This window comes from Micromonospora sp. NPDC003944 (assembly GCF_053605225.1).
In genome coordinates, this window is sequence record NZ_JBSGIV010000035.1 from 42,285 (window position 1) to 55,720 (window position 13,436).

A 13,436-nucleotide genomic window follows, 5' to 3' on the forward strand; every position below is an offset into this window, starting at 1 on the left:
TCAGCCCTCCCTTTTGCGGGGCAAAGCGGTGATCCGGAGATCCGGACCGATCTGCGTAACGTCGACGAACTCCAGATCGATGGCCTCAGCGATGGTGGTCACTCCCGCGTCGACGAGCGCGGTCGGACCGGCGCCGAGCAACCGCGGCGCGACGTACCCGACGATCTTGTCGACCAGGCCGGCCTCCAGGAACGCGCCGGCCAGCCGGGGACCGCCCTCCAGCAGCACCGCGCGGACCCCGCGCTGGTGCAGCGCCGCGAGCAGCGCCGGCAGGTCCACCCGGCCGTCCGGGTCGGCGCCGACCTCGTCGGCGGTCGCGATCCACGTCCGCGCGGCGCCGTCGCGGACCCGGGCGTCGGCCGGGGTACGCCCCGAACTGTCCACCACCACCCGCAGCGGCTGCCGGATGGCCAGGCTGCCGTCGCGCAGGTTGCGGGCGGTCAACCGGGGGTCGTCGGCGAGCACGGTGCCCACCCCGGCGATGACCGCGTCGACAGTGCCGCGCAGCGCGTGCACGTCGATCCGGGCCGCCTCCGAGGTGATCCACATGCTGGTGCCGTCGGCAGCGGCGGAGCGCCCGTCGAGGGTGGCGGCGTACTTCCAGATCACGTACGGCCAGCCCCGGCGCATCGAGGTCAGCCAGGCGACGTTGCCGGCCTCGGCCTCCTCGCCGCGTACCCCCAGATCGACCCGGACCCCGGCGGCGCGCAAGGTGGCGGCGCCCCCGGAAGCGACCGGGTTGGGGTCGGGTACGGCGATGACCACCCGGCCCACCCCCGCCTGCACGAGAGCGGAACTACAGGGGCCGGTGCGGCCGGTGTGGTCGCAGGGTTCCAGAGTGACGACCGCGGTGCCGCCCTTGGCCCGCCGCCCGGCCTGCGCCAGCGCCACGATCTCGGCGTGCGGGCCACCGGCGTACGCGTGGAAGCCCTCGCCGACGACCTGGCCGTCCTCGTCGAGCAACACGCACCCGACCACCGGGTTGGGGCTTGTGGTGCCGAGCCCGCGCGCGGCCAACTCGATCGCACGCCGCATCGCCTCATCAACGGAGACGCTGGCCATCGCCCTGCCCCTGCCCTCTCACTCGCCGGTCCGCGCGCAGGCGGTCAGGGAGGCGGTGGCCATGGGGCCACGGGCAGGCGGTGGCGGATTCCGGAAACGGCACAGCCGCCCCGGGGGGTCGGCACGGCACGCTGAAGCCAGCGGCCGGCTCGGACCCGTCCGTCCCGCGCGCTGTCTCCCATCCGGACTGTCTGGGCGCGGACGAACCGCCCCCAACCGTCGGCCCCGGATTCTCACCAGGTCCACCGGGCGACAGAGCCGTCCGGGTCGCGGGCTGACCACGGTTGGACCGTGGATCACCGCCGGTTCGGAATTTCACCGAGTCCCGCCAGCGCGTGGTGGGTACACGGAAGTCTTACACGCCGATGCGGCTCCGCCGCTACCTAGGCGAGCTACTTCACAGCGGTATCACGCTCAGGTGACGCCGCGTCGCCGGTCCACAGCCACGTACGAGCCCGGTTGGCTCTTCGCCACGGTCTTCATCTCCGAGGCCATCGCGATCGCCTCCAGGGGGTCGGAGAACCGCTTGCCGGAGTCAGAGAGGGAGACCCCGATGGAGAGGGTGACCAGGGCCGCGCGCCTGATGTTGCCCCGCCGGTCCTTCAACTCGACGAAGCCGCGCTCCCGGTCGGTCGGGTCGTAGAGCGTGTCGGCGGCGTTCTCGAAGTCGACCACCGCCTGGGAGGTCAGCGGACGCACCTGGTCCGGAGCGCAGACGATGACGAAGTCGTCGCCGCCGACGTGGCCGAGGAAGGCCGGTGGCAGCCCGACGCCCACCACCGCCCGGTGCAGGCTGCGGGCCAGCGCGGAGATGAAGTCGTCGCCGCGGACGAAGCCGTACCTGTCGTTGACGCTCTTGAACCTGTCGATGTCGACGTAGCCGACCGCGTAGTCCACACCGTTGCGGACCCGGTCGCTGATCTCCCGCCGGATCCGGCTGTTGCCGGGCAACCCGGTCAGCGGGGAGACCTCCCGGAACTCCTTGTTGCGGCGCAGCGTGGACGAGACCCGGGCCACCAGCTCGGCGGTGTCGAACGGCTTGACCAGGTAGTCGTCCGCGCCGGCGCTGAGCCCGTGCACCTTGTCGACGGTCATCCCCTTGGCGGTCAACATGATCACCGGAAGGGCGGAGGTCATCGGGTCGGCGCGCAGCCGCCGGGTCAACTCCAGCCCGTCGATGCGGGGCATCATGAGATCGACCACCGCCAGGTCCGGCCGCTGCCGCTCGATGACCTCCAGGGCCTCCTGACCGTCACTGGCGTGGATCACCTCGAAGCCGTGCAGCCGCAGGTTGAACTCGACGAAACGAGCGATGTCCTCATCGTCGTCCACGACGAGAATGATGTCCTTGCGGTCGGCCTCGGGCTCCACCTCAGGCCCCGGGAGCCGCGCGTTCCGCCAGTGCGCGCAGGTGCCGTACGGCCTCCGCCGGGTCGGCGGCCCCGTACACGGCGGTGCCGGCCACGAACGCGTCGGCGCCCGCGGCGGCCGCCTGCTCGATGGTGTCGGCGGCGATCCCGCCGTCCACCTCGATGCGCAGCTCCAGGTGCCCGGCCGAGACGTGCCGCCGGGCGGCCCGCACCTTCTCCAGCAGCTGCGGAATGAACCGCTGCCCACCGAAGCCCGCCTTGATCGTCATGATCAGCAGGGTGTCGAAGCTGGGCAGTAGGTCCAGGTAGGGCTCGATCGGGGTGTCCCGGTCGATGGCCAGGCCCGCCTTCGCACCGGCCGAGCGCAGATCCTTGGCCAGCGCCACCGGGTCGTCGGACGCCTCCGCGTGGAAGGTGACGTTGTACGCCCCGGCGTCGGCGTACCCGGGAGCCCACCGGCGGGGGTCCTCGATCATCAGGTGCACGTCGAAGGGCATCGCCGTGACAGCCCGCAGGCTCTGCACCACGGGCAGCCCGATGGTCAGGTTCGGCACGAAGTGGTTGTCCATCACGTCCACGTGCAACCAGTCCGCGGCGTCCTCGACGGCACGGACCTCTTCGGCGAGGCGGGCGAAATCGGCGGCCAGAATGCTCGGCGCGACGATCGGCGGCGGTACGGTCACGGGGCCAGTGTACGAACGTGGCGACCCGCCACCAGCATCGCGCCACCATCGGGGACGCGCTGTGACCCAGCAGTGACCAGTGGTGCAGAATTGGACGCACCGGACCCCCGAATCCGGACGAACAGACATCAGCGGCTGGCCGATCGACGGAAACGCGACGACACTCCAACCGGGACGGTGCCATAGGCTGCACGCCCGCCGGAGTCTCGCCGCGGGGCGCGACGACCGGCCGCCAGCTCCCGGGAGGGCGGACGATGCGACGGTGGCTTCCAGCGCTGGTGCTGGCCGGCGTCACGACGGTGCTGCTGGCCGGCTGCGCGCCGGCGCGCGGCGCGGACGGTGATCTCACCGACGACTGGCCGGCGCTGCGGGTTCCGAAGCCGTTCACCCCCGCCACCGACACCTGCCTGCCGCGGATCGCCTCGGTCGTGCAGGCCAGCACGTACGAGACGGTGGACTGCGCGCGCAACCACCTGGCCGAGACCATCCACGTCGGCACCTTCGTCGGGCCCGACGCGCTGACCGAGAACCGACCTGAACCCGGGTCGTCGGCGCTGCGCACCGCCCGCGCCGAGTGTGACCAGCGGGCCCGTCAGGTGCTCGGCGGTGACTGGCACACCGCCCGGCTCGCGCTGACCCTCGCGCTGCCCTCCGCGCCCGCCTGGGCCGGTGGCGCCCGCTGGTTCCGCTGCGACCTCAGCGAGACCGGCAGCATCGACAACACCCGCCCGGTGAACCGCACCGGCAGCCTGCGCGGCGCGCTGATCGGCGACACGCCCCTGACGCACCGCTGCTTCGACCCCAAACTCATCGGCGACAACCTCAACTACATGGCGCCCGTGCTCTGCACCGAGCCGCACCGCGCCGAGTTCGTGGGCGTCTACGAGGAGCGGGACATGAGCTGGGCGGAGTTCGCCAAGTCCGCCGAGCAGGCCCACCGTCGCTGCATGGCGCTGATCGCCGAGTACGCGGCGGTGCCCAACAACAGCGAGCTGCCGTACCGGGCCGGGTCCATCTACTACCCACCGTCGCAGCGGGAGTGGGAGGAGGGCGACCGTGGGGTGCGCTGTTTCCTGTGGAGCGACGACCGCAAACTCACCCGCTCGATGCGCGGCGCCGGCCCCGAGGGACTGCCCGCGATCTGAGCATCGGTGCCGTATGCTGCTGCGCCGTGGCGGTACCGACCGGCTGGGTCCGGTCGGGGGCCACCAGCGGCGGGAGGTCGGGATGCGACGGTGGTTGGCGGCGTTCGCCGGGGGTGGGGCTCTGGCCCTGGCGCTGTCCGGGTGCGGCGCACCCGCCGGACTCGACCGTGACCTCGTCGACGACTGGCCGGCGCCCGTCGCGGCGCAGCAGTTCGTCCCCGCTGCCGACGTCTGCCACCAGAGCTCCCAGCAGGTCGGCTTCCTGACCGGTTACAACCCGACGGCGTGCACCGAGGCGCACCGGGTGGAGACCATGCACGTCGGCACCCTCACCGGCCGGGGCGCCGAGGGCGGCACGCCCCCGCAGCCCGGCTCCGCCGGGATGCGGGCCGCCCAGGCAGGCTGCGACACGGCGGTCACCAAGGCGGTGGGCGGCGACTGGCGTTCCGGGCGCCTCGGCCTGACCGTCGTGCTTCCGTCGCCGCCGGCGTGGGCGGGCGGGGCCCGCTGGTACCGCTGTGACGTCACCGAGATCGCCAGCATCGACGACACCGCCGTCGACCTGCGCACCGGCAGCCTGCGGGGCGCGCTCTCCGGTGCTGCGCCGCTGGCCTACCGCTGCTTCAACCCCAAGCTGGTCAAGGACGACATCGACGAGATGGTGCCGGTCTCCTGCACCGCCAAGCACCACGCCGAGTTCGTCGGGGTATGGCAGGGCCCGGACGTCAGCTACGCCGAGTTCACCCGCACCACCAAGCGCACCCACCGGGCCTGCCAGTCGATGATCGCCACGTACGCCAAGGTGCCGGACAACTCCCAGCTCGACTTCCGCGCCGGAACGATCTACTACCAGCCGTACGAGGAGGAGTGGCGCAACGGCAACCGGGGCGTCCAGTGCTTCCTCTGGATCTCCGACCGGAACCTGACCCGCTCGATGAAGAACGCCGGAACCAAGGGCCTACCGGTCACCTGAGCCCGGCCGGTCGAATCACCGACCGGCCGGACGCAGGGTCGGGTCAGCCTCGGCGCAGCACGGCGAGGAACATCGCGTCGGTGCCGTGCCGGTGCGGCCAGAGCTGCACGGTGGGCCCGTCACCCAGACCCGGCATGCCGGCCGGCAGCAGCGGCCGGGCGTCCACGAAGTCCACCTGGACCCCGCTGCGGCGGGCCGCCTCGGTCACCGTCACGTGCGTCTCGACGGTGTGCGGCGAACAGGTGACGTAGGCGACCAGACCGCCCGGACGGACCGCCCGCAGCGCCGCGCCGAGCAACTCCCGTTGCAGCCGGGTCAGCGGCGGCAGGTCGGACGGCTGGCGACGCCAGCGCGACTCCGGCCGCCGACGCAGCGAGCCCAGCCCCGTGCACGGTGCGTCCACAAGCACCCGGTCGAAGTGCTGCTCCGGCAGCTTCGGGTCGCCGCCGACCTCCCGACCGTCCATGGTGAGCACGGCCACCGGCAGGCCCCGGGTCGCCTGGGAGACCAGCCTGGCCCGGTGCTCGGCCACCTCCACCGCGGTCACCCGGGCACCGCGCTGCGCGGCCAACGCGCCGAGCAGCCCGGCCTTGCCTCCCGGGCCGGCGCACAGGTCCAACCAACGCCCGTCCGGGCCGTCCAGCGGCGCGGAGGCGAGCGCGGCGGCCACCAGCTGGGAGCCCTCGTCCTGGACGTGGGCGCGGCCGTCGGCCACCGCCGGAATGTCGCCCGGCGCGCCACCGGGCAGATAGACGGCGTACGGCGAGAAGGCGCCTGGCGCACCGCCGACCTGGTCGGCCAGCTCGACCGGGTCGATCAGACCGGGCCGGGCGCACAGGTGCACCGGAGGGCGCTCATTGTCCTCGATCAGGAGGCGGGTCGTCTCGCCCAGGTCGCCGCCGAGCGCCTCGGAGAAGGCCCGCACGATCCACTGCGGATGGCTGTACGCCAGCGCGAGGTGCCCGGTCGGGTCGGTCTCCATCGGCGGGGCGAGCTTCGCCACCCAGGCGTCCGCGTCACGGCTGGACACCTCGCGCAGCACCGCGTTGGCGAAGCCGGCCGCGCCCGGCGCGACCGAGCGGACCAGGTCCACCGTCGACGAGACCGCGGCGTGCGCCGGCACCCGGGTGTGCAGCAGTTGGTACGCCCCGAGCCGCAACGCGTCGCGGGCCGGCGGGTCGATCCGGGCCACGTCCCGCCCGGCGGCGTCGGTCAGGATCGCATCCAACGTGCCCAGGTGGCGCAGGGTGCCGTAGGTCAGCTCGGTGGCGAAGGCCGCGTCCCGACCGAACAGCCCCTCCTCGCGCAGGATGATGGGCAGCACCAGATTGGCGAACGCGTCGTCGCGGTGCACCGCTGCCACCGCCTCGTACGCGGCGCGGCGCGGCCGGTCCAGTGGTGGTCGGGTTGGGCGGCGGTCGCCGCCACGGCCGGTCGACGGGCCGGGGCGCGTCGGTCGGGTCCCCTCCGGTGCCGTCACGCGAAGTCCTCTCCAGCGCCGACCCGGACGCCGCGCGCCCAGTCGGTCGCGCCCATGGCCCGCTTGCCCGCGGCACGAACCTCACCGAGACGCACCGGCACGGTCGCCGTGCCGACAAGCACCCCGGACTTCTCCACGAACAACTCCCCCGGCTTCAGCGCGGGGCCGTCGGGCACCGGGACGACCGGGCCGAGCTTCACCCGCTCGTCCCGGAACGTGGTCCAGCCACCCGGCGCGGGCGTGCAGGCCCGGATCCGCCGGTCCACGGCGAAGGCCGGGTCGCCCCAGCGCACCCGCGCGTCGTCGACTGTCAACTTCGGCGCCAGCGACACCCCGTCGGCCGGCTGCGGCTCCGCGCGGGCGGTGCCCTCGTCGATCGCGTCGAGCACCGCCACCAGCAGCCCGGCACCGGAGTCGGCGAGCCGCCCCAGCAGGTCACCGGAGGTGTCGGCGGCGCTGATCTCGTCGGTCAGGGTGCCGTAGACCGGGCCGGTGTCCAGGCCCGCCTCCAGCTGGAAGACGCTGGCCCCGGTCACCTCGTCACCGTGCAGCACGGCGTGCTGCACCGGCGCGGCGCCACGCCACGCGGGCAGCAGCGAGAAGTGCAGGTTGATCCACCCGTGCCGGGGGATCTCCAGGGCCGCCGGCGGCACCAGCGCGCCGTAGGCGACCACCGGCACGCAGGCCGGCTCCAGCTCGCGCAGCCGGTCGAGGAACTCCGGGTCGCGGGGGCGGGCCGGCGTGAGCACCTCGACGCCGTGCTCGTCGGCCCACGCACCGACCGGGGAACGGGACAGACCCCGTCCCCGCCCGGCGGGCGCGTCGGGCCGGGTGACCACGGCCACCAGCTCGTGTCGGGAGGCCGCGACGGCGGCCAGGGCGGGCACGGCGACGGCCGGCGTACCGGCGAAGATCACGCGCATCCGGGTCAGCGCCCCAGACCGAAGGGGTTGCTGGTGTGCGGGCTGAGCTTGACCGTGGGCGGAGCCGCCGCGTCGTACCACTCGGCCTGGCGGATGGCCTTCATGGCCTCCTTGCGCCCCTCCTGGTCCAGTCGGTCCAGGAAGAGCACCCCGTCGAGGTGGTCGGTCTCGTGCTGCACACACCGTGCCATCAGACCGGTGCCGACGATCTGCATCGGGTCGCCGAACGAGTTGAAGCCCTTGGCGACGACGTTCTGCCGACGCTTGGTGTCGAAGTAGAGCCCGGGGATCGACAGGCAGCCCTCCGGGCCGTCCTGCTCCTCCTCGTCGGGGAACTCCAGCACCGGGTTGATCAGGTGCCCGAGGACGTCGTCGACGTCGAAGGTGAACACCCGCAGGCTCACACCGAGCTGCGGCGCGGCCAAGCCGGCGCCGTTCTGCTCCCGCATCGTGTCGGTGAGGTCGGCCACCAGCCGACGTAGCTCGGCGTCGAAGTCGACGACCGGATCGGCCGGCGTGCGCAGCACCGGATCCCCAAACAGACGGATGGGCTGGACGGTCACGCGGGACGGCTCCTTCGGTGGGTGGACGAGCGGTGCCGTACCAGTCTACGGAGTGCCCGGCCACCGGCCGGGCGGCGCACCTCGATCACCCACCGCCGGTGTGCCAAGCGTCACCCGCGGACGGCCCGGGCCAGCAGCTCACGCACCCGTTCGACGGCCGGGTGCCCGAGGTCGTCGAGGATGCCGACGGCTCGTCGCCAGGTCCGCGCGGCGCCGGCCGCGTCCCCCATCGCCTGCCGGCTCTCGCCGAGCCGGGACAGGGTGTCCGCCTCGTCGAAGCGGTCACTGACCCGCCGGTACAGCCCGATCGCCCGCTGGAAACACCTGATCGCGGCGCCGTGCTCACCCAGCCGGGCGTGGATGAAGCCGAGGCTGTCCCAGGTGTTCGCCTCACCGTGCCGGTCGCCGGTCGTTTGGAGCAGCCGCAACGCCTCCCGGCAGTGCCCCAGCGCCGGCTCGTACTGGCCGAGCTGGGCGTGCGCCCAGCCCACCGCGTTGCGGGCGCTGGCCTCCCCGGCGACGTGCCCGGCCGCCCGGTACAGCGCCAGGGCGCGCTCGCTCTGCTCCAGCGACTCGGCGTGCCGGCCGAGCCCGTCGAGCATCGCGCCGAACGCCCGGTGGGTACGCGCCTGCCCGGTGTGGTCGCCCAGCTCCGCGAAGATCACCAGGGCCTGGCGGTAGTTCCTCGCCGCCTCATCCACCCGGCCCAGTCGATACTGCACCCGGGCGAGGTCGCGGTGGGCATTCGCCTGCCCGGGTCGGTCGCCGGCCCGCTGCGCCCCGGCCAGGGCGTTGCGCTGGGCCACCGCCAGATCCGGCCACCGCCCCCGGCGCTGCAGGAAGTCCACCAGGGTCCAGGCCAGCTGCCACGCGTGGCCGTCGAACCCGGCCCGGGTGGCGTGGGCGACCGCCGCCAGCAGCACCGGATACTCGACGCCGAACCAGGCGAGCGCCTGACCGAGGTCGGTCATCCTCTCCGGCAGCACACCCGGTGCGGCGGCAGCGAGGGTGACCGGATCCCGGCCCGGTTGCAGCAGCAGCGCCGCCGCGTGCGCGGTGTGCAGGTAGTGGTCCAGCCCACGGCGGATCGCGGCCCGCCGGGCCGGCGCCGGTTCGAGCCGTTCGACCTGCTCGGCCGCGTACGCCCGGAGGAGGTCGTGCGCGCCGTACCGGCCGGGGACGTGTTCGGTGACGAGGTGCGCGTGGGCCAACTCCGCCAGCAGTCGCGGCACCTCGGCCCGGGGCAGCCCGGCCAGGCTGGCCGCGGCGGCGACCCCGATGTCCGGGCCGGGGTGGCAGCCGAAGAGCCGGAACAGGCGTGCCGCCGGTGGGGTCAGGCCCCGGTACGACCAGGAGAAGACGGCCTGCACGTCGGTGCTGGTGTCGCCTCCGTCGAACGAGTCGAGTGGTCGCGGCGCCGCGCGCAGTTCGGCCGCGAGGGTGGCCAACGGGAACGCCGGCTTCTCCGCAGCTCTCGCAGCGAGGACGGCAAGCGCCAGCGGTAGCCGCGCGCACCGCTCGATGATCTCGTCCACCGCCTGCGGCTCGGCCGCCAGCCGGTGCGCGCCGAGCCGCCGGGCCAACAGCTGCCAGGCCTCCGCGGTGCTGAGCAGGTCGACGCTGACCGGCCGGGCGCCCTCGGTGGCGACCAGACCGGCGAGCCGGTTGCGACTGGTGACCAGGACCAGACAGCTCGCACTGCCGACCAGCAGGGGCCGGACCTGGTCGGCGTCGCGGGCGTTGTCCAGCAGCACCAGCATCCGGCGACCAGCGAGCAGGCTGCGGTAGAGACCCACCTGAGCGGGCAGGTGGGTGGGGATTCGTTCGGCAGGCACCTCCAGTGCCTCCAGGAAGCCCCGCACCGCCTCGGCCGCCGTCAGCACAGTCCCGGTGGAGTCGAACCCGCGCAGGTCGACGTAGAGCTGGCCGTCCGGGAAGCGGTCGGCGACCCGGTGCGCCCAGTTGACGGCGAGGGTCGTCTTGCCGACCCCGGCCGTACCGGACACCGTCAGGACGGTGACCGACGCCACGTCGTCGTCCCCGGGCGCCGGGGACGCCGCGCACTCGGCGTCGAGCCGCGCGAGGTGGGCGGCCCGTCCGACGAACCCGGGCAGCACCGGGGGCAGCTGGCGGGGCACCGGAAAGGGCGGGGACGTCGTGCCGGTGCGCGGGCCGCCGGCCCGGGGCCGCACGCCCACCCGTCCGGTGGTGCTGTGGTCCCGGGTCAGGTGTCGACGCCGCTCCTCGACCCGGTCCCGTGCGGTGGCCAGCACTCCCTGCTCGGCCGGGGTCGCCCCGAGCAGTCGGATGAGGGCGTCGAAGCGCTCCGGCGGCGGCAGGATGTTGCCGGAGAAGTACTCCCCGATGATCCCGCGCGACCAGCCGGTCTTCGCGGCCAACTGCCGGTACGTCAGCAGTGTCTCGCCCTGCTGGCGGGCTTCCCGACGGCGCAGTTGGCGCAGCAACCCGGCCAGCTCCGGCAGGGTCTGCGCCTCGGTGCCGGCACGGGCCAGCTCGAACGCTCCGGACGACCCATGTGACGTCTGACAAGTTCCGGAAGGTACCCACTGGTCGGACATGCGGCCCCCACCCCCGGTCATCCGGCCCCCCGGATGCGCACGGGCAGGGTAATTCCACCCTCGCGCCGCTCGATAGACAGCGGCCAATGTATGACAGTTCCACTGCGGACCGTCCCCCCGTCCGGTGGTGTCCAGCCGTGTCCAGCACCGTCCAGGATCCGCCTCACCGCGCCGACGCCCCTGCCACCGTCCCTGGTGCGGGCACGGCCCGCTCCACGATCCCTGGGGGAAGAGGTACCCGATGATCCGTCCACACCCGACCACCCGGCGCCCCGTGGCGATGCTGCGTCGCGTCGCCGTCACCGCGGTCAGTCTCGCGCTGCTCGCCGCGGGCATGACCGCCACACCCGCCACCGCAGCACCGGGCGGCAAGGCCGCCGCCACCGGATCCTTCGTCGACAGCACGCCGGTGCCCGGCGGCTTCGCCTCCTGGTCGGAGCTGCTGCGGCTGCAGCAGCGCATGAACGACGCCGCCGCCCGGATCACGAAGGTGGCCGAGCGCAGCCCGAACTCCGGCTTCGCCGGCATCGTCGCCGACCCCACCACCCGCCAGCTCCAGGTCTACTGGAAGGGCGAACCGCCGGCCAGCCTGGTGGCCACCGCCCGGGCCACCGTCGCCACCCAGGTGCTGCCCGCCGCGTACTCGCAGCGGGAACTCCTCGCCGCAGCCGATCGGCTGCGGGCCAAGGCCGGCGACGAGATCACCACGGTCGGGCCGCGCGCCGACGGTGCCGGCCTGCTCGTTGGCACGCAGGACGGGCTGCTCGGCGCGACGGCCATGGCCGGCGTGCCGGTGACCGTGCAGACCAAGGTCGCCGCCGCGCCCGCGACCCGATGGGACGACACCACACCGTGGTGGGGCGGCGCCGCCTGGCGCAACGCCACCACCGGCGGCGGCTGCTCGACCGGCTTCGGGGTCTTCCAGGGCGGGTCCGCGCGGATCCTCTCCGCCGCGCACTGCGGCAACATCAACAACGCCGCGACCGACCCGACCGGGCAGTCGATGGGCATCGTCGGCACCCGCAACGCCGGCACGGACACCCTGCTGCTCTCCGGCGCCTCGGGCGGCCGGGTCTTCAACAACAGCACCGACGCGAACGGCAACGTGGTCAGTGAGTTCAGCAACCAGGTGATCGGCGCGTCGGCCAGCCAGGTCGGCAACTGGGTGTGCACCTCCGGCGCGTACTCCGGCACCCGCTGCTCGATCCAGGTGAAGGCCCGCAACCTCTGCATCAACGTGCGCGACTTCGGCCAGGTCTGCGGCCAGGTCCAGGCGGAGAACACCACCCGCACCAACGCCGTCGGTCAGGGCGACAGCGGCGGCCCGGTGGAGATCGTGAACGCGGCGAACACGCTCCAGGTCTGGGCCACCGGCACCAACACCGCCATCGACGACACCAACACGTCGACGGCCTGCACCGGCTACCGCCCCACCGGCCGGGTCTGCGCCTGGCGGTTCTACTACGAGGACATCTTCTCCGGCATGGCCGGCGTCGGCGCCTCGGGCGTCGTCCTCGGCTGAGCCGTCTCGGCGACCGCCGAACGACTCGGTGGCCGGGCCGCGCGCGTACCCCGCGCGTCGGCCCGGCCACACGCCGGTTCAGACGCTGGCGCCCGGGTCCCCCGCGAGCACCGCGTCGCCACGGAGTAGCGCCGGCTCGGGCAACGGCAGTTGGATCTTGTGAGCCGCCTCCCAGTCGTAGATCAGGCCGGGACGCACCTGGGCGGCGAAGTAGTCGATCGCGGTCATCCCGCCCACCACCGGCTCGTCGACCTCGGCGACCAGCTGGGCGGGGACCAGGGAGAACCCGTTCTGCAGAGCGGCGCTGAGGCGGCGGTGACCGTCCACGACGAAGAAGTACTCGCCGGTGAACCCGATCTTCAGCGGTTCGAGGGCCTCGTCGCCGGCCTCGGCCACCCCACCGACGAAGTCGGTGTCCCACAGCCCGCGCAGGGTGGCGATGTCCTCGGTCGGGTAGACCCGGGCCGGGTCCAACAACAGCAGCGGCGGCGCGTCGCGCAGCACCTCGGCGCCGAGGGTGCCCTCGTACGCGGCCACGATGTGCTCGATCACCTCGGCGGCGGACGCCCGGGTGGTGTCGCAGATCAGGTCATAGTTGCGCAAACGGGCCTTGTCCACGCCGTAACGGATGATGAACCGGCTGCGCTCGCTCGCGCTGCGCTCCCGGAGCTTGGCCTTGGCCTCGTCCAGGGAGGCGTAGCTCTCCGCCGGCCCGGACGGTCGGGCGAGCACCCGGCGCGCCGCCTCGCCCGGCTCGGTGATCATGTGCACCTTGAGCGCGTCGGTGAAGAAGTGCCACGCCAGCCGCGAGTCCATGATGAGACGCTCACCGGAGGCGGCGATGTCCCGCTGGAGCTGGTCGACGTAGCCGTCGACGGCCTGGTCGAGCTCGGCGTGCAGGTTGAGCTGCAACGCGGTCATCTGCCGCTGCTGCGCCATCTCCCGGTAGAGGTCCCCCACGCTGACCCGGCGCATGCCGAGCCGCTTGGCGATCTCGACCGACACCGTGCTCTTGCCGCTGCCGAGGTCGCCGTTGAAGACGATCGATTGTCCAACGGTCACGACTGGTCCACCCCTGATCACCGGCTCATTGACTTCATCGACCTCGCGCCCGACCGACGCGTTCCCGCCGTCGC

At 73.3% G+C, this 13,436-nt stretch carries 11 protein-coding genes and 1 riboswitch; of the genes, 3 read left to right on the forward strand and 8 right to left on the reverse strand.

The window, feature by feature from the left end; translation table 11 throughout:
* The 3 genes from ribD to rpe form a co-directional block, all read right to left on the reverse strand.
* Positions 1-1,062: a bifunctional diaminohydroxyphosphoribosylaminopyrimidine deaminase/5-amino-6-(5-phosphoribosylamino)uracil reductase RibD gene (ribD, locus tag ACWER9_RS18710; protein ID WP_452303024.1), complete on the reverse strand. Its 1,062-nt coding sequence runs from the start codon at positions 1,060-1,062 to the stop codon at positions 1-3.
* A gap of 166 nt (positions 1,063-1,228) precedes the next feature.
* Positions 1,229-1,399, reverse strand: a riboswitch (FMN riboswitch).
* A gap of 77 nt (positions 1,400-1,476) precedes the next feature.
* Positions 1,477-2,433, reverse strand: coding sequence for a GGDEF domain-containing response regulator (locus tag ACWER9_RS18715; RefSeq protein WP_452303025.1), 957 nt, complete (start codon positions 2,431-2,433; stop codon positions 1,477-1,479).
* Position 2,434: 1 nt separating this feature from the next.
* Positions 2,435-3,115: a ribulose-phosphate 3-epimerase gene (rpe, locus tag ACWER9_RS18720; protein ID WP_452303026.1), complete on the reverse strand. Its 681-nt coding sequence runs from the start codon at positions 3,113-3,115 to the stop codon at positions 2,435-2,437.
* 254 nt (positions 3,116-3,369) lie between these two features.
* On the opposite strand from rpe, the gene ACWER9_RS18725 reads away from it, so the two are divergent.
* Together ACWER9_RS18725 and ACWER9_RS18730 are read left to right on the forward strand one after the other, a co-directional pair.
* A complete protein-coding gene (locus ACWER9_RS18725) occupies positions 3,370-4,260 on the forward strand; it encodes a septum formation family protein (RefSeq protein WP_452303027.1) in 891 nt (296 codons plus the stop codon).
* An 82-nt stretch (positions 4,261-4,342) separates the two neighbouring features.
* On the forward strand, positions 4,343-5,233 hold the full coding sequence (locus ACWER9_RS18730) for a septum formation family protein (RefSeq protein ID WP_452303028.1): 891 nt from the start codon (positions 4,343-4,345) through the stop codon (positions 5,231-5,233).
* A gap of 43 nt (positions 5,234-5,276) precedes the next feature.
* Here the strand turns inward: ACWER9_RS18730 and ACWER9_RS18735 are convergent, their stop codons facing one another.
* The 4 genes from ACWER9_RS18735 to ACWER9_RS18750 all read right to left on the reverse strand — a co-directional run bounded on the left by ACWER9_RS18735 (position 5,277) and on the right by ACWER9_RS18750 (position 10,778).
* Complete coding sequence (locus ACWER9_RS18735; protein WP_452303047.1) at positions 5,277-6,755, reverse strand: RsmB/NOP family class I SAM-dependent RNA methyltransferase; 1,479 nt, start codon at positions 6,753-6,755, stop codon at positions 5,277-5,279.
* On the reverse strand, positions 6,710-7,636 hold the full coding sequence (gene fmt, locus ACWER9_RS18740) for a methionyl-tRNA formyltransferase (RefSeq protein ID WP_452303029.1): 927 nt from the start codon (positions 7,634-7,636) through the stop codon (positions 6,710-6,712). Before fmt ends, ACWER9_RS18735 begins: the two co-directional genes overlap by 46 nt.
* Before the next feature lie 5 nt (positions 7,637-7,641).
* Entirely contained in the window at positions 7,642-8,199 is a 558-nt protein-coding gene (def, locus tag ACWER9_RS18745; RefSeq protein WP_452303030.1) for a peptide deformylase, read from the reverse strand.
* 110 nt (positions 8,200-8,309) lie between these two features.
* Complete coding sequence (locus ACWER9_RS18750) at positions 8,310-10,778, reverse strand: ATP-binding protein (protein ID WP_452303031.1); 2,469 nt, start codon at positions 10,776-10,778, stop codon at positions 8,310-8,312.
* A gap of 241 nt (positions 10,779-11,019) precedes the next feature.
* Here ACWER9_RS18750 and ACWER9_RS18755 point away from each other — a divergent pair, with 241 nt between their 5' ends.
* Positions 11,020-12,300 carry a hypothetical protein gene (locus ACWER9_RS18755; RefSeq protein ID WP_452303032.1) on the forward strand — a complete coding sequence of 427 codons (1,281 nt, stop codon included), beginning with the start codon at positions 11,020-11,022 and terminating at the stop codon, positions 12,298-12,300.
* A gap of 78 nt (positions 12,301-12,378) precedes the next feature.
* On the opposite strand, the gene ACWER9_RS18760 is transcribed toward ACWER9_RS18755, so the two are convergent.
* Positions 12,379-13,362 carry an AAA family ATPase gene (locus ACWER9_RS18760; protein ID WP_452303033.1) on the reverse strand — a complete coding sequence of 328 codons (984 nt, stop codon included), beginning with the start codon at positions 13,360-13,362 and terminating at the stop codon, positions 12,379-12,381.
* Positions 13,363-13,436 lie beyond the last annotated feature (74 nt).

Bases quoted from the DNA above. Each gene is read 5' to 3' on its own strand.
- ACWER9_RS18750 (WP_452303031.1), bottom strand. From the start codon at position 10,778: ATGTCCGACCAGTGGGTACCTTCCGGAACTTGTCAGACGTCACATGGG.
- ribD (WP_452303024.1), bottom strand. From the start codon at position 1,062: ATGGCCAGCGTCTCCGTTGATGAGGCGATGCGGCGTGCGATCGAGTTG.
- ACWER9_RS18755 (WP_452303032.1), top strand. From the start codon at position 11,020: ATGATCCGTCCACACCCGACCACCCGGCGCCCCGTGGCGATGCTGCGT.
- fmt (WP_452303029.1), bottom strand. From the start codon at position 7,636: ATGCGCGTGATCTTCGCCGGTACGCCGGCCGTCGCCGTGCCCGCCCTG.
- ACWER9_RS18730 (WP_452303028.1), top strand. From the start codon at position 4,343: ATGCGACGGTGGTTGGCGGCGTTCGCCGGGGGTGGGGCTCTGGCCCTG.
- ACWER9_RS18725 (WP_452303027.1), top strand. From the start codon at position 3,370: ATGCGACGGTGGCTTCCAGCGCTGGTGCTGGCCGGCGTCACGACGGTG.